General features: G+C 64.7%; 24 protein-coding genes. 2 read left to right on the top strand and 22 right to left on the bottom strand.

Going from position 1 to position 17,634, the window contains the following annotated elements:
- Positions 1–102: 102 nt before the first annotated feature.
- Both ABC383_RS16700 and ABC383_RS16695 read right to left on the bottom strand, forming a co-directional pair.
- Positions 103–816 carry a response regulator gene (locus ABC383_RS16700; RefSeq protein ID WP_413015222.1) on the bottom strand — a complete coding sequence of 238 codons (714 nt, stop codon included), beginning with the start codon at positions 814–816 and terminating at the stop codon, positions 103–105.
- A gap of 255 nt (positions 817–1,071) precedes the next feature.
- Complete coding sequence (locus tag ABC383_RS16695) at positions 1,072–1,824, bottom strand: Nif3-like dinuclear metal center hexameric protein (protein WP_413016398.1); 753 nt, start codon at positions 1,822–1,824, stop codon at positions 1,072–1,074.
- A 36-nt stretch (positions 1,825–1,860) separates the two neighbouring features.
- On the opposite strand from ABC383_RS16695, the gene ABC383_RS16690 reads away from it, so the two are divergent.
- Positions 1,861–3,039: a Do family serine endopeptidase gene (locus tag ABC383_RS16690; protein WP_413015221.1), complete on the top strand. Its 1,179-nt coding sequence runs from the start codon at positions 1,861–1,863 to the stop codon at positions 3,037–3,039.
- Positions 3,040–3,041: 2 nt separating this feature from the next.
- Entirely contained in the window at positions 3,042–3,719 is a 678-nt protein-coding gene (locus ABC383_RS16685; protein ID WP_413015219.1) for a DUF2461 domain-containing protein, read from the top strand.
- Between the two features lie 47 nt (positions 3,720–3,766).
- On the opposite strand, the gene tatC is transcribed toward ABC383_RS16685, so the two are convergent.
- The 20 genes from tatC to ABC383_RS16585 form a co-directional block, all read right to left on the bottom strand.
- Positions 3,767–4,546, bottom strand: coding sequence for a twin-arginine translocase subunit TatC (gene tatC, locus ABC383_RS16680; protein WP_413015217.1), 780 nt, complete (start codon positions 4,544–4,546; stop codon positions 3,767–3,769).
- Positions 4,547–5,050 (bottom strand): Sec-independent protein translocase protein TatB, encoded by a 504-nt coding sequence (gene tatB, locus ABC383_RS16675; RefSeq protein WP_194714352.1) that lies wholly within the window; start codon positions 5,048–5,050, stop codon positions 4,547–4,549.
- A 30-nt stretch (positions 5,051–5,080) separates the two neighbouring features.
- The gene (tatA, locus tag ABC383_RS16670; protein ID WP_194714353.1) at positions 5,081–5,302 is read right to left on the bottom strand and encodes a Sec-independent protein translocase subunit TatA; all 222 of its coding nucleotides are present in this window, start codon (positions 5,300–5,302) and stop codon (positions 5,081–5,083) included.
- A gap of 57 nt (positions 5,303–5,359) precedes the next feature.
- The gene (locus ABC383_RS16665; protein ID WP_413015215.1) at positions 5,360–5,731 is read right to left on the bottom strand and encodes a histidine triad nucleotide-binding protein; all 372 of its coding nucleotides are present in this window, start codon (positions 5,729–5,731) and stop codon (positions 5,360–5,362) included.
- A gap of 60 nt (positions 5,732–5,791) precedes the next feature.
- Entirely contained in the window at positions 5,792–6,136 is a 345-nt protein-coding gene (locus ABC383_RS16660) for a phosphoribosyl-ATP diphosphatase (protein ID WP_413015213.1), read from the bottom strand.
- A gap of 15 nt (positions 6,137–6,151) precedes the next feature.
- Positions 6,152–6,556, bottom strand: a complete 405-nt coding sequence (gene hisI / locus ABC383_RS16655; protein WP_194714356.1) for a phosphoribosyl-AMP cyclohydrolase — start codon at positions 6,554–6,556, stop codon at positions 6,152–6,154.
- Positions 6,553–7,317, bottom strand: a complete 765-nt coding sequence (gene hisF / locus ABC383_RS16650) for an imidazole glycerol phosphate synthase subunit HisF (protein ID WP_413015210.1) — start codon at positions 7,315–7,317, stop codon at positions 6,553–6,555. The genes hisI and hisF overlap by 4 nt, the downstream gene beginning before the upstream one ends.
- 2 nt (positions 7,318–7,319) lie before the next feature.
- The gene (hisA, locus tag ABC383_RS16645; protein ID WP_217346647.1) at positions 7,320–8,105 is read right to left on the bottom strand and encodes a 1-(5-phosphoribosyl)-5-[(5-phosphoribosylamino)methylideneamino]imidazole-4-carboxamide isomerase; all 786 of its coding nucleotides are present in this window, start codon (positions 8,103–8,105) and stop codon (positions 7,320–7,322) included.
- Positions 8,106–8,162: 57 nt separating this feature from the next.
- Positions 8,163–8,801 (bottom strand): imidazole glycerol phosphate synthase subunit HisH, encoded by a 639-nt coding sequence (gene hisH / locus ABC383_RS16640; protein ID WP_413015209.1) that lies wholly within the window; start codon positions 8,799–8,801, stop codon positions 8,163–8,165.
- Between the two features lie 27 nt (positions 8,802–8,828).
- On the bottom strand, positions 8,829–9,425 hold the full coding sequence (gene hisB, locus ABC383_RS16635) for an imidazoleglycerol-phosphate dehydratase HisB (protein ID WP_194714360.1): 597 nt from the start codon (positions 9,423–9,425) through the stop codon (positions 8,829–8,831).
- A 12-nt stretch (positions 9,426–9,437) separates the two neighbouring features.
- Positions 9,438–10,526 carry a histidinol-phosphate transaminase gene (gene hisC, locus ABC383_RS16630; protein ID WP_413015207.1) on the bottom strand — a complete coding sequence of 363 codons (1,089 nt, stop codon included), beginning with the start codon at positions 10,524–10,526 and terminating at the stop codon, positions 9,438–9,440.
- The gene (locus ABC383_RS16625; protein ID WP_413015205.1) at positions 10,517–11,323 is read right to left on the bottom strand and encodes a DNA-methyltransferase; all 807 of its coding nucleotides are present in this window, start codon (positions 11,321–11,323) and stop codon (positions 10,517–10,519) included. Before ABC383_RS16625 ends, hisC begins: the two co-directional genes overlap by 10 nt.
- Before the next feature lie 15 nt (positions 11,324–11,338).
- Positions 11,339–12,655 (bottom strand): histidinol dehydrogenase, encoded by a 1,317-nt coding sequence (gene hisD / locus ABC383_RS16620; RefSeq protein ID WP_413015204.1) that lies wholly within the window; start codon positions 12,653–12,655, stop codon positions 11,339–11,341.
- A 16-nt stretch (positions 12,656–12,671) separates the two neighbouring features.
- Positions 12,672–13,319 carry an ATP phosphoribosyltransferase gene (gene hisG, locus ABC383_RS16615; RefSeq protein WP_194714364.1) on the bottom strand — a complete coding sequence of 216 codons (648 nt, stop codon included), beginning with the start codon at positions 13,317–13,319 and terminating at the stop codon, positions 12,672–12,674.
- The gene (gene murA / locus ABC383_RS16610) at positions 13,319–14,569 is read right to left on the bottom strand and encodes a UDP-N-acetylglucosamine 1-carboxyvinyltransferase (RefSeq protein WP_413015201.1); all 1,251 of its coding nucleotides are present in this window, start codon (positions 14,567–14,569) and stop codon (positions 13,319–13,321) included. Before murA ends, hisG begins: the two co-directional genes overlap by 1 nt.
- Positions 14,569–14,805 carry a BolA family protein gene (locus ABC383_RS16605; RefSeq protein ID WP_413016396.1) on the bottom strand — a complete coding sequence of 79 codons (237 nt, stop codon included), beginning with the start codon at positions 14,803–14,805 and terminating at the stop codon, positions 14,569–14,571. The genes murA and ABC383_RS16605 overlap by 1 nt, the downstream gene beginning before the upstream one ends.
- A gap of 56 nt (positions 14,806–14,861) precedes the next feature.
- Positions 14,862–15,617, bottom strand: a complete 756-nt coding sequence (locus ABC383_RS16600; RefSeq protein ID WP_194714366.1) for an ABC transporter permease — start codon at positions 15,615–15,617, stop codon at positions 14,862–14,864.
- Entirely contained in the window at positions 15,614–16,519 is a 906-nt protein-coding gene (locus tag ABC383_RS16595) for an ABC transporter ATP-binding protein (RefSeq protein WP_194714367.1), read from the bottom strand. The genes ABC383_RS16600 and ABC383_RS16595 overlap by 4 nt, the downstream gene beginning before the upstream one ends.
- 196 nt (positions 16,520–16,715) lie before the next feature.
- Positions 16,716–16,976: an STAS domain-containing protein gene (locus ABC383_RS16590; RefSeq protein WP_413015200.1), complete on the bottom strand. Its 261-nt coding sequence runs from the start codon at positions 16,974–16,976 to the stop codon at positions 16,716–16,718.
- A gap of 2 nt (positions 16,977–16,978) precedes the next feature.
- On the bottom strand, positions 16,979–17,614 hold the full coding sequence (locus tag ABC383_RS16585) for an MlaC/ttg2D family ABC transporter substrate-binding protein (protein WP_413015198.1): 636 nt from the start codon (positions 17,612–17,614) through the stop codon (positions 16,979–16,981).
- Between the last annotated feature and the right edge of the window lie 20 nt (positions 17,615–17,634).

The raw sequence follows: 17,634 nt of genomic DNA, 5'->3' as shown, positions 1-17,634 counted from the left end.
CCGCTGAACCAGCGGCACACGACAGCCATCCCGTCGCCCGTCACCCGTCACCCGTCGCCCGTCACCCGTCACCCGTCACCCGCAATCCGAACAGACGCGGCATCAGCCCGGTTCGCGCGCTTTCAATGTCGCCATATGGAGCAAGCCGCGGCGCTGTGCTTCGAATACCGCTTCTCCGCGGGAATGCACGGACAGCTTGCCGTAAATGTTCTTCACATGGGTCTGCACCGTGCCGACCGACACCGACAGCGTCCGCGCCACTTCGCCATAGCTGTCGCCGCGCGCTATCAGATTGAGAATCGCCGCCTCGCGCCGCGTGAGCAGGGAGCGCGCCTGCGCATTGCCGGGTGGCGCGGACGATGCCGGCATGGCGTCGCGCATCCGGCCGAGCACTTTCCTGGCGATCAGCGGGCTGATGGGCGAGCCACCCGAGTGCAGGTCCAACAAGGCGCGCACGATGTCCAGCCGTCCGGCATCCTTGAGCACATAGCCGGCGGCGCCGGCCTCGATGCACGCCAGGACGCTGTCCTCGTCGCTCGACATGGTGATGACCAGAATGCCGCAGTTCGGCCAGCGATCGACACAGGCGCGGATGACGTCCACGCCCGATCCGTCGGGCAGGCCAAGGTCGGTCAGCAGCAGATCCACCGGGGTGGACACCAGCCAGGCCAGCGCCGGCTGAACGCTGTCGAAGGCGGCAACCAGCTGGAGCGCTGGCTCGGACTGGATGGCCGCTGCGAGATACTTGCGGGTAACGTTATCGTCCTCGACGATCATGACGTTAATCGGTTGCCGGGCTGCCGCTTGCGACATCATGGTTTTCCTGTCTGTGCCGTGATTGAGCGCCGTGGTGAGCGCCTGGATGAGCGCCTTGGTCAGCGCCTCGCTGCGAACTGTCGAACGATTACCGGTAGGCGCATGCCGAAGTTACGCAATCTGGATAAAGCCGGGCCTTCGTAACATCCGGCCGGAAAAAATGCGAACGCAACAGAGATTTCTGGCTGGTCACCGCCTGCAGGGCCGCAGGCCCGTTGCCACTGCAGAAACGGCGCGACGGAAAACGGGCTGTTTCTAGACCGGATTATCGATATCGATGAATCGATGCCTGATGCCGAACCGGCCGGCGAGATGCTGGCCGAGCGCCTGTATGCCATAACGCTCGGTTGCATGATGGCCGCAGGCCAGGTAGGCGACGCCGGTCTCGCGCGCCAGGTGCACGGTCTGCTCGGAGATTTCCCCGCTGAGATAGGTGCCGGCGCCGGCGGCGATGGCATCGTCGAGATAGCCCTGCGCGGCGCCGGTGCACCAGCCGACCTGGCCCAGAGGCTGCGCGGCGTCACCGATGACCATGGGCGAGCGCCCCAGTCGCTGATCGACCAACTGCGCCAGATCACCGACCGTGCGCACCGCGGCGTCTTCCGGCACGCCCAGCCAGCCGAGGTCGTTTTCGCCAAACCGGGACTGCGCGCTCAGGCCGAGCTGCCGCCCCAGCTGGGCGTTGTTGCCCAACTCCGGATGCACATCCAGCGGCAGGTGATAAGCGAACAGATTGACGTCGTTGGCTAGCAGCCGCTTCAGGCGCTGGCGCCGGATGCCGGTAATCCGGCCGTCCTCGCCGCGCCAGAAATAGCCGTGATGCACAAGAATCGCATCGGCGCCTTCGGCCAGGGCGGCGTCGATCAGCGCGGCGCTGGCGGTGACGCCGGTGACGATGCTGGCGATACAGTCACGTCCCTCGACCTGCAAACCGTTTGGGCTAAAATCACGGATGCGGTTGATATCAAGCAGACAAGCCAGATAATCCGACAGCGCCCGGCGATCCACGGATGGCTCACTCAATTCATTCACCCTTCTCTCTTTATGCAACGTCTCTGGTTATTGTTTGCCCAAACCGTCACTGTCGGTCTGGCGCTGTGGTTCATTGTAGCGACACTCAAGCCGGACTGGGCGCCGCGCATCCATGGCGGCGCCCAGCCGGTCACCCTGAATACGGGGAATGTCCCGATGCAGGAAGCCACCGCGCCGCCCAGGGTACAGCAGGGCAGCAGCTATCGTGACGCGTCGCAGCGGGCCATGCCCGCGGTAGTCAACATCTTCACCAGCAAGGGCGTGCGCCCGGCGCGCAATCCGCTGCTGGACGACCCCTTCCTGCGCCGCTTCTTTGGCGAGCGCCAGGGCGAGCAGGAGGAGAAGCAGTCCAGCCTGGGCTCAGGCGTGATCGTCAGCTCCGAAGGCTACATCCTGACCAATAACCACGTGGTGGAAGCGGCCGACGAGATCGAGATCGCACTGGCCGACGGGCGCAAGGCCGCGGCCCGCCTGGTCGGCACCGATCCGGAAACCGATCTGGCGGTGATCAAGGTGGATCTCAAGGACCTGCCGACCATCACGCTGGCCCAGATCGAGCAGACCCGCGTCGGCGATGTGGTGCTGGCCATCGGCAATCCCTTCGGCGTCGGCCAGACGGTCACCATGGGCATCGTCTCGGCGCTGGGCCGCAACCACCTCGGCATCAACACCTTCGAGAACTTCATCCAGACCGACGCCGCCATCAACCCCGGCAACTCCGGCGGCGCGCTGGTCGACACCAACGGCAATCTGCTCGGCATCAATACCGCGATCTACTCCCGCACCGGCGGCTCGCTGGGCATCGGCTTCGCCATTCCCGTCACCACGGTAAAGACGGTGATGGAATCGATCATCAAGACCGGGCAGGTGGTGCGCGGCTGGATCGGCGTGGAGCCGCAGGACATCACGCCGGAACTGGCGGAAAGCTTCGGCCTGCAGCGCAAGTCGGGCACCATCATCGCCGGCGTGCTGCGCAACGGCCCGGCCGACCGCGCCGGCATGCGGCCGGGCGACATCCTGGTGGAAGTCGACGGCCGGCCGGTGGACGACACCACCTCGATGCTGAACCTGATCGCCCAGCTGCAGCCCGGCAGGAAAGCCAGCATGAAGGTGCTGCGCAAGAATGCCGAAACCAGCCTGGATGTGACGGTGGGCGTCCGTCCCAAGATGCAGACACGTCCCGCGGAGTGAGCATGCATGTACGCGACCTGAGGCAATACCTGGCGGAACTGGACGAGAACAACCAGCGCGCCTGGTTCGTGATGAACAAGCCGCGCTACGACATCCTGCGCGCCGAGTTTCTCGAACTGACCACGCGCCTGATCAAGGGCATTGCCCGCTTCGATCCGGCGGTGGCGGCCTGCAATCCGAAGAAGGCGCTGTTTCGCATCAACCGCGACCTGCGCTTCTCGCGCGACCCCAAGCCTTACAAGACGCACTTTTCGGCCGCCATCACCGCCAGCGGGCTGAAGAAGCCCAGCCAGGGCGGCGGTCCGGCCTACTACTTCCACGTCGATGAAAAGGCCCAGTTGCTGATCGCCGGCGGCGAATACCTGCCGCCGCCCGACCGGCTGCGCCGGATCCGGCAGCAGGTGGTTGCCGACGCCGACGGCTTTTCAGCGGTCCTCAAGAACCGCAAGCTGCGCGCCGCCTTTGGCGACCTGCAGCAGGAAGGCAAGCTGACGCGGCCGCCCAAGGGTTTCGATGCGGATACGCCGCATGCCGAGTATGTGCGCCACAAGAGCTTCATCGTCTGGAACGAGCGCAGCGTGGACGGCATGACCGGCGATGAACTGGAACAGGTGGTGCTGAAGAATTTCAGGGATGCGCAGCCACTGGTGCAGTGGCTGCGGCAGGTGCCGAACGCTTAGGGAGAATGCAACGGGGCAGCGAAGCGAGACCGCTTCGGCTGCCGGTTTTAGCTGCCGGTGCTGCTGGGATGCTCTTCCGGCGCCTGGGTGGCCCGCACGAACATCGGCGCCAGCAGCAGTCCCAATTCAAACAGCAGGCACATCGGCACGGCCAGGAACAGCTGGCTCATGATGTCCGGCGGCGTGACCACGGCAGCCACGACGAAGGCGCCGACGATCACATAGGGCCGGATCGCCTTGAGCTTTTCCACGGTCATCAGGTTCATCCGCACCAGCACCACCACCACCACCGGCACCTCGAAGGTGATGCCGAAGGCAAGGCACATGGTCATCACGAAATCGAGGTAGTTCTCGATGTCGGGCGCCACGGTAATCGAGTTGGGTGCGAAGTCATAGATGAAGCGGAATACCTTGCCGAACACCAGGAAGTAGCAGAACGCCACGCCCACCATGAACAGGAAGGAAGAGGAAATGACCAGCGGCGCAATCAGCCGCTTCTCATGCGCATACAGGCCAGGCGCAACGAAGGCCCAGGCCTGGTACAGCACCCACGGCAGCGAGATGATGAAGGCCGCCAGCAGCGTGACCTTCATCGGCACCATGAAGGGAGTGATGACGCCAGTGGCGATCATCTTCGCGTCGCCGGGCAGCGCGATCATCATCGGCCGGGCGATGAAGTCGTAGACCGCGCCCGGACCGGGCCAGACGGCGACCAGCACCAGGAAGACCGCCAGCACCACGGCGACTGCCCTGACCAGGCGGTTGCGCAGTTCGACCAGATGGGAGATGAAGGTGTCCTGCGCGTCGGCTTGTGTGTCTTCAGCCATTTAATGGAACGATTGGGTGGGTTTGCGGCTGCCCGAAGGGCGATACCGGGCGACGCGGGCCGCGCCTGACAGCACGCGCGACCGGCGGCCGTTCTGCCGCTTGTACCAGGACGGCACGGCCGAGGTGCGCGCCAGTTTCTTCCTGCGGAAATCCTTGGCCTTGACCGCATGCTGGTCGGGCGTGGGCGGCTCCATCAGCGGATTGGACGCGCTGGTGAAGTCGTCATTCCAGCCGGTGCTGACGGCGTCGCGCACTTCGGCGGCATTCTGCGAGATCGACTGCTCCACCGTGCTGGCGGCCTCGCGCACATCCTGCTGCATCTTGCGGAATTCCTCCAGGTCGATTTCCCGGCTGACTTCCTGCTTGACGTCATTGATGTAGCGCTGGGCGCGGCCAAACAGCGAACCCGCCATGCGCGCCACGCGCGGCAGTTTCTCCGGCCCGATGACGACCAGCGCCACCACGCCGATCAGGGCGATCTTGGTCAGGCCGAGATCGATCATGTGGCGCTACCGTGCAGAATGCGCATCGGCTCAGGTCCGGTTCTTTTCTTTGGTCTCGACGTCGATGGTGCCCTTGTCGGCCACTGTCGGCGGCGCGCCGGCGACACGGTCTTCCTCGCCCTTGACGCCATCCTTGAAGCCCTTGACCGCCTTGCCGAGGTCGGAACCCATGTTGCCGATCTTCTTGGTGCCGAATACCAGCATCACGATGACCAGAACGATCAGCCAGTGCCAGACGCTAAATGAACCCATTTGTTTCTCCTTGCGGAACGCTGCGTTCCAGGTTGAATTTGTCCGGATCCGACCGGACTACCGTTGGCCGCGCCAGGGGCGCGGTCCGCCGATCACATGCAGATGGAGATGGTATACCTCTTGTCCACCATCCGGACCAGTATTGAACAGGGTCTTGAAGCCACCGGAGCCGTTGTCGCCGCCATCGGCTTCGTATCCGCAGCCTAATTGTTGCGCCAGCCTGGGCGCGAGAAGCATCATTTTACCCAACAAAGCGGAGTGCTGTTCCGTGCAGTCGGCCAGTGTCGGAATGTGTTGCTTCGGCACAATAAGAACATGCACGGGCGCCGCCGGGTTGATGTCGTGAAAGGCGATCAGATCTTCGTCCTCATGCACCTTCTTCGAGGGAATCTGTCCCGAGGCGATCTTGCAGAAAATACAGTTGTCCAAAACCAGTCTCCGTTGATAGTGATGTGCCCGTTCCCGTCTTTCCCTACCCTGCCCTGGCGCTCAGGGCTTCTGGCCGCGGCTGGCCTTTTCCTCGATGCCGGAGATGCCTTCCCGCCGCGCCAGTTCCTTCAGCACATCGTCCGGCGTGAGATTAAACTGCGCCAGCATGACAAGCGTATGAAACCAGAGGTCGGCGCACTCATACAGCACCTTGGAGGCGTCGCCGTCGACGCGGGCGTCCTTGGCCGCCATCACGGTTTCGGTGGCTTCCTCGCCGATCTTCTTCAGGATCGCGTCGTCGCCCTTGGCAAACAGCCGGCTGACGTAGGATTTCTCCGGGTCGCCGCCGTTGGCCGGCTTGCGTGACTCGATGACTTGCGCCAGGCGGTTCAGGGTGTCGCTCATTGTGCCGCTTTGCCTTTACTTGTAGATGCTGTCGGGATTCTTCAAGACCGGATCGACCGCGACCCACTCGCCTTCGGCCGCGCTGCCCTCGAATTTCTGGAAGAAGCAGGAATGCCGGCCGGTGTGGCAGGCAATGCCGTCCACCTGCTCCACCTTGAGCAGCACCACGTCCTCGTCGCAGTCCAGGCGCAGTTCATGCACCTTCTGCACATGGCCGGACTCCTCGCCCTTGTGCCACAGCTTCTTGCGCGAACGGCTCCAGTAGACCGCCTGGCCGGACTCCACCGTGCGCGCCAGCGCCTCCCGATTCATCCAGGCAAACATCAGCACGTCGTTGCTGCCGACTTCCTGGGCAATCACCGGCACCAGGCCGTGCTCGTCCCAGCGCACCTTGTTCAACCATTTCGCCTTGACGCTCATGCCAGCCTCATCGGTATGCCCTGGCCCGCCATGAACTGCTTGGCTTCCTGCACGGTGTGCTGGCCGTAATGGAAAATGCTGGCTGCCAGCACCGCGTCGGCATGGCCCTTTTTCACGCCGTCGGCCAGGTCCTGCAGCCCGCCCACGCCGCCGGAGGCGATGACCGGGATGGTGATCGCGTCCGACACGGCCTGGGTCAGCGCCAGGTCGAAGCCGGAACGGGTGCCGTCGCGGTCCATGCTGGTCAACAGGATCTCGCCCGCGCCCAGCATCTGCATCTTGCGCGCCCATTCCACCGCGTCCAGACCGGTGGCCTTGCGCCCGCCGTGGGTATAGACCTGCCACTGGTTTTCGCCGGAGCGCTTGGCGTCGATCGCCACCACGATGCATTGCGAGCCGTACTTGTCGGCCGCGTCCTGCACCAGCTGCGGGTTGGTCACGGCCGAGGTGTTGATGCTGACCTTGTCGGCGCCGGCATTGAGCAGCCGCCGCACGTCTTCCACCACGCGCACGCCGCCGCCCACCGTCAGCGGAATGAAGACCTGGGAGGCCACCGCTTCGATGATGTGCAGGATCAGGTCGCGCTCGTCGCTCGATGCGGTGATGTCGAGAAAGGTCAGTTCGTCGGCGCCCTGCTCGTCATAGCGGCGGGCGATTTCCACCGGGTCGCCGGCGTCGCGCAGCTCGACGAAGTTGATGCCCTTGACCACCCGTCCGGCGGTGACATCGAGGCAGGGGATGATGCGTTTTGCAAGAGTCATGATCAGTCGGTTTCGCCCTCTTCCACGCCGGAAAGCGCGTCCGCCCTTTCCTGCGCCAGGCGCAGGTCCAGCGTGCCTTCGTAGATGGAGCGGCCGCAGATCACGCCTTCGATGCCTTCGTCCTGCACCGCGCACAGCGCTTCGACGTCCTTGATGTTGTGCACGCCGCCGGAGGCGATCACGGGGATCGTCATGCTGCGGGCGAGGCGCACGGTGGCGTCGATGTTGACGCCGCCCATCATGCCGTCGCGGCCGATGTCGGTGTAGACGATGGCTTCGCAGCCGTAGTCCTCGAATTTCTTGGCCAGGTCCAGCACTTCATGGCCGGACAGCTTGCTCCAGCCGTCGGTGGCGACCTTGCCGTCCTTGGCATCCAGGCCGACGATGATCTGGCCGGGAAAGGCGCTGCAGGCATCGTGCAGGAAGCCGGGGTTCTTCACTGCGGCGGTGCCGATGATGATGTAGGACAGGCCGCCGTCCAGGTAGCGCTCGATGGTGTCGAGATCGCGAATGCCGCCGCCCAGCTGGATCGGGATTTCGTCGACATCGTTGTCGATCGCAAATTCGCGCACGGCCTTGATGATGGACTTGACCGCCAGTTCGTTCTTGGGCTTGCCGGCGAAGGCGCCATTCAGGTCGACCAGGTGCAGCCGGCGCGCGCCCTGGGCCAGCCAGTGCCGCGCCATCTCGGCCGGGTCGTCGGAGAATACGGTGGCTTGCTCCATGTCGCCCTGTTTCAGGCGTACGCAATGACCGTCTTTGAGATCGATAGCAGGTATAAGCAGCATGGCTACAGTGAGTGGGACGTTAAGGTTGGTGGTTGGATAAACAAGGACTGAGCTGGCTCAGGGCTTCCAGTTGGCAAAGTTTCTGTAGAGCTGCAGGCCGGCGGCAGCGCTTTTCTCCGGGTGGAACTGGGTAGCGAAAATATAGTCGCGTCCGACCGCGCATGCAAACGCGCCGCCGTAATCGGTCTCGCCCAGCACATGCGCCGGATTGGCGGGCGCGGCATGGTAGCTGTGGACGAAATAGAAATAATCGTTGTCGGCCACGCCTTCCCACATGGGATGCGGGGCGGTCTGATGCACCCGGTTCCAGCCCATCTGCGGCACCTTGAAGCGCGAGCCATCGTCCTGCAGCCGGCCTTCCAGATTGAAGCGCACCACCTTGCCCGGCAACAGGCCCAGGCAGGGCGTGTCGCCCTCGTCGCTCCAGTCGAACAGCATCTGCTCGCCGACGCACACGCCAAACAGCGGCTTGGTCTGCGAGGCGGCCTTCACCGCTTCTTCCAGGCCGGAGGCGCGCAGGCTGCGCATGCAGTCCGGCATCGCGCCCTGGCCGGGCAGCACCACCCGGTCGGCAGCGCGGATGTCGGCGACTTCGCCGGAAATGCGCACATCGGCTTCCGGCGCGACATGGCGCAGCGCCTGCGCCACCGAGCGCAGGTTGCCCATGCCGTAATCCACTACCACGATCTTGTTCATGTCAGAAATTAAGCTGGTCAGCCGGAATCAGAGGCTGCCCTTGGTCGACGGAATGGTGCCGGCGGCGCGGGCATCGAGTTCGCTGGCCATGCGCAGCGCGCGGCCGAATGCCTTGAAAACGGTTTCGCACTGGTGGTGGGCGTTGGCGCCGCGCAGGTTGTCGATGTGCAGCGTGACCAGCGCATGATTGACGAAGCCCTGGAAGAATTCGCGGGTCAGGTCGACGTCGAAGCCGCCGATCATGGAGCGGGTGAAGGGCACGTGGAATTCCAGGCCGGGACGGCCGGAGAAGTCGACCACCACCCGCGACAGCGCTTCATCGAGCGGCACGTAGGCGTGGCCGTAGCGGCGCAGGCCCTTCTTGTCGCCGACCGCCTTGGCAACCGCCTGGCCCAGCGTGATGCCCACGTCTTCCACCGTGTGGTGCGCATCGATATGCAGGTCTCCCTTGGCTTCGACGTCGAGGTCGATCAGGCCATGGCGGGCGATCTGGTCCAGCATGTGGTCCAGGAAAGGCACGCCGGTGTTGAGGTTCTGCTTGCCGCTGCCGTCGAGGTTGATGGCGATGCGGATCTGGGTTTCGTTGGTGTTGCGGACGACTTCCGCAATGCGTGGCGTAGACATGTTTGAACCAGGTTAGGGAGCGAGCGCGGCCTTCAGGGCATTCAGGAACAGGGTGTTTTCTTCCGGGGTGCTGACCGTCACACGCAGGCAATTATGCAGCAAAGCGTGCATTTTACCGACATTTTTGACGAGCACCTTCTGTTCCAGCAGGCGCGCGTGCGCCTTGGCCGAATCCAGGCCGGGCCGGGTAATGCGCAGCAGCAGGAAATTGGCGGCCGACGGAAAGACTTCGACGCCCGGCAGCGCGGCCAGTTCGGCAGCCACGCGGCCGCGTTCCTCGCGCAGCGCGACGGCCTGGGTATCCAGCACCTCGCTGTGCTCCAGCACGAATTCTGCGGTGGCCTGGGTCAGCACGTTGATGTTGTACGGCGGGCGCACCTTCTCGAACTGCTCCAGCAGCGCGCCGCTGGCCGACATGTAGCCGAGCCGGATGCCGGCCAGGCCGAGCTTGGAGACAGTGCGCATCACCACCAGGTTGGGAAACTCGGCCAGGCGCGGCATGAAGCTGGACTGTGCGAACGGCTGGTAGGCCTCGTCGACGATCACGATGCCGGTCTCGCCCACTGCGCGCAGGATATCGACGATCGCGGCGTCGTCGAACAGGTTGCCGGTCGGGTTGTTCGGATAGGCCAGGTAGGTCACCGCCGGCCGGTGCGCGGCGATGGCGGCCAGCATGGCGTCGCGGTCGAGGCTGAAGTCGGGCCTGAGGTCGACGCCGACGAACTGCAGGCCGGCGAACTGGGCCGACATCGCATACATCACGAAGGTCGGCACCGGCGCCAGCACCTTGGCGCCGGGTTTGGCGCAAGCCACCGACACCATCGAGATCAGTTCGTCCGAGCCGTTGCCCAGCACCACGTCGTAGCCGTCGGGCACGCCGAGCTTGCCGCAGATGCCGGCCTTCAGTTCGGTGTAGCTTGGCGTCGGATAGCGGTTCAGCGCTACTTCGGACAGCCGGCGGCCGAGTTCGGCGCGCAGCGGCTCGGGCAGCTGGTAGGGGTTTTCCATCGCGTCGAGCTTGACGCAGCCGGCCGCGTCCTGCACGTGGTAGGCCGACAAGGCAAGGACATCGGGACGGATAAGGTTTTCGATCAGGGACATGGTGTGCTCACGTTGTCGGCGGCGGATTGTTCGGCGGGTTCCAGCGCCGCCAGCCGCTGGTCTATCAGTTTGCAGTAATCGGCGTTCAATTCAAAGCCGACGAAGTCGCGGCCGCAGCGGCGCGCCGCCACCGCGGTGGTGCCGCTGCCCATGAACGGATCGAGCACCAGGCCGCCGGGCGGGCAGGATGCCTTGATCATGCGCTCGATGATTTCCAGCGGCTTCTGGGTCGGATGGTCGGCCCTTTCCCGGTGTTCCCGGTGCAGGCGCGACACGCTCCACACGTCCTTCGGGTTGTAGCCCAGCTCCAGCCACTTGGCGCCGACGAAGATCGAGCGCGAGCGCGCCTTCTTGGTCTGGGCGTCATAGGGAATGCGCACCGCGTCGAGGTCGAAGTAATAGTCGCGAGCATTGACGAAGAAGCCGATGTTGTCATGCACCGAGGAATAGCGGCGGGTGCTGCCGCCCATGGACGGCACCCGGCGGTCCCAGACGATCTCGTTGATCATGGTCATGCGCTGCTTGAGCATCACGAACACTTCCGGCGAATAGCGCCAGGTCAGGAACACGTACAGGCTGCCGCCGGCCTTCAGCTTGGGCAGCGCGGCGTCGACCCAGGCTTCGGTCCATTCCAGGTAGGCCGCGCTTTCCATGCGGTCGGAATCGTTGCCGTAGTCCTTGCCGAGGTTGTATGGCGGATCGGCGATGATCAGGTCCACCGCGCCGTCGGGCAGGCGCGCGATGCCGGCCAACGCGTTTTCGCAGAAAACGCGGTTGCGCCAGTTATCGTTGTCCAACGGCCTGCCCGCGCATCATTTCTTGTAGCGGTATTCGGCGGAGCGGGCATGCGCCTGCAAGCCTTCGCCGTAGGCCAGCTCGGCCGCCACCTGGCCCAGGGTGCGGGCGCCGGCTTCGCTGACCTGGATCACCGACGAGCGCTTCTGGAAGTCGTAGACGCCCAGCGGCGAGGAAAAGCGCGCGGTGCGGGAGGTCGGCAGCACATGGTTGGGGCCGGCGCAGTAGTCGCCGATGGATTCGGACGAGAAGCGGCCGAGGAACATCGCGCCGGCGTGGCGGATGCGGTGCGACCAGGCCAGCGGATTCTCGGCCGAAATTTCCAGGTGCTCGGGCGCGATGAAGTTGGCGATCTCGCAGGCCTCGTTCATGTCGCGCACCTTGACCATCGCGCCGCGGTTGGTCAGCGAGGTGCGGATCACGTCCTTGCGCGGCATCTCTTCCAGCAGGCGGTCCACGCTCTCTTGCACGCGCGCCATGTAGTCGGCGTCCGGGCAGACCAGGATGGACTGCGCCAGCTCGTCATGCTCGGCCTGGGAGAACAGGTCCATCGCCACCCAGTCCGGGTCGGTGCTGCCGTCGCACAGCACCAGGATCTCGGAGGGACCTGCGATCATGTCGATGCCCACCGTGCCGAACACCCGGCGCTTGGCGGCAGCCACGTAGGCATTGCCGGGGCCGACGATCTTGTCGACCTGGGGAATGGTGGCGGTGCCATAGGCCAGCGCAGCCACCGCCTGCGCGCCGCCGATGGTGAAGACGCGGTTGACGCCGGCAATCGCCGCGGCGGCCAGCACCAGCTCGTTCTTCACGCCGGCGGGCGTGGGCACCACCATGATGATGTCCTGCACGCCGGCGACATGGGCCGGGATCGCGTTCATCAGCACGGACGAGGGATAGGCCGCCTTGCCGCCCGGCACGTAGATGCCGACCCGGTCCAGCGGCGTTACCTTCTGGCCCAGCACGGTGCCGTCGTCCTCGGTATAGAGGAAGCCGTCGGAGCCGCACTCCTCCTTCTGCCGCTCGTGATAGGCGCGCACCCGGTCGGCCGCGATCTGCAGCGCCTCGCGGCGCGCCTCGGGCAGGCCGGCCAGCGCCGCATGCAACTCGTCCTGGCGGATTTCCAGTGCCTGCATCGACGCTGCTTCCAGCTGGTCGAAGCGGTTGGTGTATTCCAGCACGGCGGCGTCGCCGCGGGCCTTCACATCGGCCAGGATGCCGGCGGCGGCGCGGTCGATCGCGTCATCCTCGCTGGCCTCGAAGGCCAGCACGGCGCGCAGCTGCGCATTGAAATCGGCGTCGGTCGAATCGAGTGTGCGTATCGGTGCGGACATGGCGATAGAGGATGGGTTAACGTTTCGACGCCTGCTCGAAGGCGTCGATGATGGGCTGGAGGCGCTCGCGCTTCAGTTTCAGCGCAGCCTGGTTTACCACCAGGCGCGAGGAAATATCCATGATGTGCTCGACTTCGACCAGGTGGTTGGCCTTGAGCGTGCTGCCGGTGCTGACCAGGTCGACGATGGCGTCCGACAGGCCGACCAGCGGCGCCAGCTCCATCGAGCCATACAGCTTGATCAGGTCCACATGCACGCCCTTGGCGGCGAAATGCTGGCGCGCCGTCTCGGTGTACTTGGTGGCCACCCGCAGCCGCGCGCCCTGCTTCACCGCGCTGGCATAGTCGAAGCCGGCCGACACCGCCACCGACATGCGGCAGCGCGCGATGTTCAGGTCGATCGGCTGGTACAGGCCTTCGCCGCCGTGTTCCAGCAGCACGTCCTTGCCGGCCACGCCGAAGTCGGCGGCGCCATGCTGCACATAGGTCGGCACGTCGGAGGCGCGCACGATGATCACCCGCAGCGCCTCGTCATTGGTCGGCAGGATCAGCTTGCGCGAGGTTTCCGGGTTCTCGGTCACCGTGATGCCGGCTGCCTGGAGCAGCGGCAGGGTTTCCTCGAAGATGCGGCCCTTGGACAGGGCCAGCGTTAATTGGCGATTCATCAGTTCACCCTCTGTATGTCGGCGCCGACGGCGCACAGCTTGACTTCCATGCGGTCGTAGCCGCGGTCGAGGTGATAGATACGGTCGACCAGGGTTTCGCCGCGGGCGGCCAGGCCGGCGATCACCAGCGAGGCGGAGGCGCGCAGGTCGGTCGCCATCACCGGCGCGCCGACCAGTTGCGGCACGCCCTCGATGATCGCGGTATGGCCCTCGATGCCGATGCAGGCGCCAAGGCGGTTCATTTCCTGCACGTGCATGAACCGGTTCTCGAAGATGGTTTCGGTGACGCGGCTGTTGCCTTCGGCGATGCAGTTCAGCGCCATGAACTGGGCCTGCATGTCGGTCGGGAAACCGGGGTATTCGGTAGTGCGGAAGCTCACTGCCTTCGGCCGCGCCGCCATCTGGGCGCGGATCCAGTCCGGGCCGCTGGTCAGCACCACGCCGGCTTCGCGCAGCTTGTCGAGCGCGACGTCGAGGATGTCGGTGCGCACGTTGGTCAGCGTCACGTCGCCGCCGGCGGCAGCCACCGCGCACAGGAAGGTGGCGGTCTCGACCCGGTCGGGAATCACCGCGTGCGAGGCGCCATGCAGGCTGGGCACGCCCTGGATCACCAGGCGGTCGGTGCCGATGCCGGAAATCTGCGCGCCCATGGCCACCAGCAGGTTGGCGAGATCCGTCACTTCCGGTTCGCGCGCGGCGTTTTCCAATATGGTCTCGCCTTCGGCCAGGGTGGCGGCCATCAGCAGGTTCTCGGTGCCGGTGACGGTGATCATGTCGGTGACGATGCGCGCGCCGCGGAGCTTCTTGGCGCGGGCATGGATATAGCCGGCCTCGATCTGGATCTCGGCGCCCATCGCCCGCAGGCCCTTGATGTGCTGGTCGACCGGACGCGAACCGATGGCGCAGCCGCCCGGCAGCGAGACGCGGGCTTCGCCGAAGCGCGCCACCAGCGGTCCCAGTACCAGGATGGCGGCGCGCATGGTCTTCACCATTTCATAGGGCGCTTCCAGCTTGTCGATGCGGCCGCCGTTGAGAGCAATGCGATCGCCCTCTTCCTCGGCGCGCAGGCCCATCTGGCGCAGCAGTTTCAGCATGGTGGCCACGTCCTGCAGGCGCGGCACGTTGGACAGCTGCACGGTGTCGGCCGTCAGCAGCCCGGCGCACAGGATGGGCAGCGCTGCATTCTTGGCGCCGGAAATGGCGATGTCGCCAGCCAGGCGCTTGCCGCCCGTGATTAACAGTTTTTGCATTACGTTTGAAATTCGTCAGGGGTCAGCGTCTTCATCGACAAGGCGTGGATTTCCTCGCGCATGCGGTCGCCCAGGGCCGCATAGACCAGTTGATGGCGCTGGATCAGGCGCTTGCCGGCAAAGGCCGGCGACACGATGACGGCAGTGAAATGCTGGCCGTCGCCTTCGACCTGCAGGTGGGTGCAGTCCAGGCCGGCGGCGATATAGCTCTTCACGAGATCGGGGGTGGGCAACATGATTTCTGCCTTGTTGAGGTTGATGATGGTCGAACGCATTGCGGTGTATTCGATGGTCAATGGCGCAGCTTGTAGCCGCTCTTGAGCATGGTGATGGCAACGCCGGCGAGCACCACGAAGAAGGTGGTCACGATCGCAAAGCTGATGCCGGGCGCCACGTCGGAATGGCCGAAGAAACCGTAGCGAAAGCCGTCAATCATATAAAAAAACGGATTAGCGTGCGACACTGCCAGCCAGAAAGGCGGCAGCGAGTGTATCGAATAGAACACGCCGGCCAGGAAGGTTGCCGGCATGATCAGGAAATTCTGGAAGGCGGCCAGCTGGTCGAATTTCTCGGCCCAGATGCCGGCGATCAAGCCCATGGTCGCCAGGATCGCCGAGCCCAGCAGCGCGAAGGCGAAGATCCACAGCGGCGCGACAAAAGACAGGTGGGCGAACCAGGCGGTGATGACGAACACGCCCAGGCCGACCGCCAGGCCGCGCACCATGGCCGCCAGCACATAGGCGCTGAACATTTCCCAGTGCGACAGCGGCGGCAGCAGGATGAACACCAGGTTGCCGGTGATCTTGGACTGGATCAGCGACGACGAGGAATTGGCGAAGGCATTCTGCAGCACGCTCATCATCACCAGGCCCGGCACCAGGAAGGCGGTGTAGGAGACGCCCGGATAGACCTCGACCCGACCTTCCAGCACCTGGCCGAAGATCAGCAGGTAGAGCATGGCGGTGACGATGGGCGCCGTCAGGGTTTGCGTGGCGACCTTCCAGAAACGCAAGACTTCCTTGTAGAACAGCGTGCGAAAGCCCGTCATTTGCTGCCTTCCATGATTTCGATGAACACATCTTCCAGATCGGCCTGATGCAGCTGCATGTCCTCGATCTGCGCGCCATTCTGGCGCAGCGTGGCGAGTATCGGCTCGACGTCGGCATAGTCGGCGATGCGGAACACGTACTTGTTGCTGCCCGGCTCGGCCGGATGCGACAGCAGCGGCGCCAGCGAACCCGGGAATTCGCCGGCCAGCTGCACTTCCAGCTGCGAACCGGAAATGCGGCGGATCAGCGCGGCGGTGGAATCGAGCGCCACCACCTTGCCGCCGCGCAGCATCGCGATGCGGTTGCACAGCGCCTGCGCCTCTTCCAGATAGTGCGTCGTCAGCACCACGGTATGGCCTTCCCGGTTCAGGCGCGAGACAAACTTCCACAGCGTCTGGCGCAATTCGACGTCGACGCCGGCGGTCGGCTCGTCGAGCACGATGACCGGCGGCTTGTGCACCAGCGCCTGCGCGACCAGCACCCGGCGCTTCATGCCGCCGGACAGCGCGCGCATGTTGGCGTCAGCCTTGTTGGTCAGGTCGAGGTTGTGCATGATCTCGTCGATCCAGTCGTCGTTCTTCTTCAGCCCGAAGTAGCCGGACTGCATGCGCAGGGTTTCGCGCACGGTGAAAAAGGGATCGAACACCAGTTCCTGCGGCACCACGCCGAGCAGGCTGCGCGCCTGGCGGTAATCGCGGACCACGTCGTGGCCCATGATCTTCACGCTGCCGGAATCGGCCCGGTTCAGGCCGGCGAGGATGGAAATGAGCGTGGTCTTGCCGGCGCCGTTGGGTCCCAGCAATCCGAAAAACTCGCCTTCCTCGATGGAGAATGTGACGCCGCCCAGGGCTTGCAGCGTGCCGTAGCGTTTCTTTACCTGGTCTATCTGAATGGCGGCCATGCGGGCTTCATTGTTGTTGCGGATGAACCGGCGCAGGAAATGCCGGCCGGCGAAAGGGCTTGATTATAGGGGATTTCCGCACAGGCACTGCGGGCCGGGGTGCGGGAGGCAAGCGGCGGGCCGTTTACCGGAGGATGGGGACGGCATGTCGCCGGCCCACACCGGGCTGCGCGCAGGCAGCTGCGCGACCTTGCAGCTAGGACAATTGCAGGAGTTCAGCCACGCCGTACAGTTGCGCCAGGCTGCGCAGGCTGGCCGGCGCGTTGCGCAGCGCCAGCGGCGCATTGCGCGCCGCCGCCGCCCGCTTCCAGGCCAGCAGGGTGGCCACCGCCGAGGAGTCGACCGTGGCCATGCGCGCCAGGTCGATCTCGGTCTGGCCGCCGGCGATCGCCTGCAGGCCTGCGCCCAGTACGGCCCTGGCGTCGGCCAGGGTCAGCGATTCGGCCGGCTGGTACATGCTCAGGACTTCGCGTTCTTGGCGATGCCGTTGGCCGACAGCTTCTTGTTGCGCTCGGCCAGGGTCTTGATCAGGCCGTCGATGCCGCCCTTGCTGATCTCGCTGGCGAAGTTGCCCTTGTAGGTTTCCACCAGCCAGGCGCCGAGCACGTTCAGGTCGTAGATCTTCCAGGTATTGCCGGACTTGGCCAGGCGGTAGTTGAGCTGGATAGGCTCGCCGCGCTGCTGCACCACCTGCGAACGCACTTCCACGTCGGTGTCGGACGGGTCGTTGCGCATCGGCTTGAATTCGAGCTGCTGGTCGCGGATCTGGGCGATTGCGCCGGCATAGGTGTAGACCAGCAGGTCGCGGAATTCCTCGGTCAGCCGCTTCTGCTGGTCCGGCGTGGCTTCGCGCCAGTAACGGCCGGCGGCGAGCGCCGTCATGCGCTTGAAGTCGACGTTGGGCAGGATCTTGCTCTGCACCACGTCCAGGATCTTCTGCTGGTTGCCGCTCTGGATGTCCTTGTCGCTCTTGGCCGTTTCCAGCACTTCCTGGCTGATGCGCTTGATGAACACGTCCGGCGCTTCCTGCGCGACGGCGGCGCCGGTAAAGCCCAGCATGCCGAGGGTGAGAACTGCGATGAATTTTTTAAACATGGTTTTTTTCCTGAAATTGA

Source organism: Noviherbaspirillum phoenicis, from assembly GCF_047237965.1.
In the GTDB taxonomy this organism is placed as follows: Bacteria; Pseudomonadota; Gammaproteobacteria; order Burkholderiales; family Burkholderiaceae_D; genus Noviherbaspirillum_A.
The sequence above is the reverse complement of the archived record's forward strand: the minus strand, read 5'-3'. Positions and strand labels throughout refer to the sequence as shown.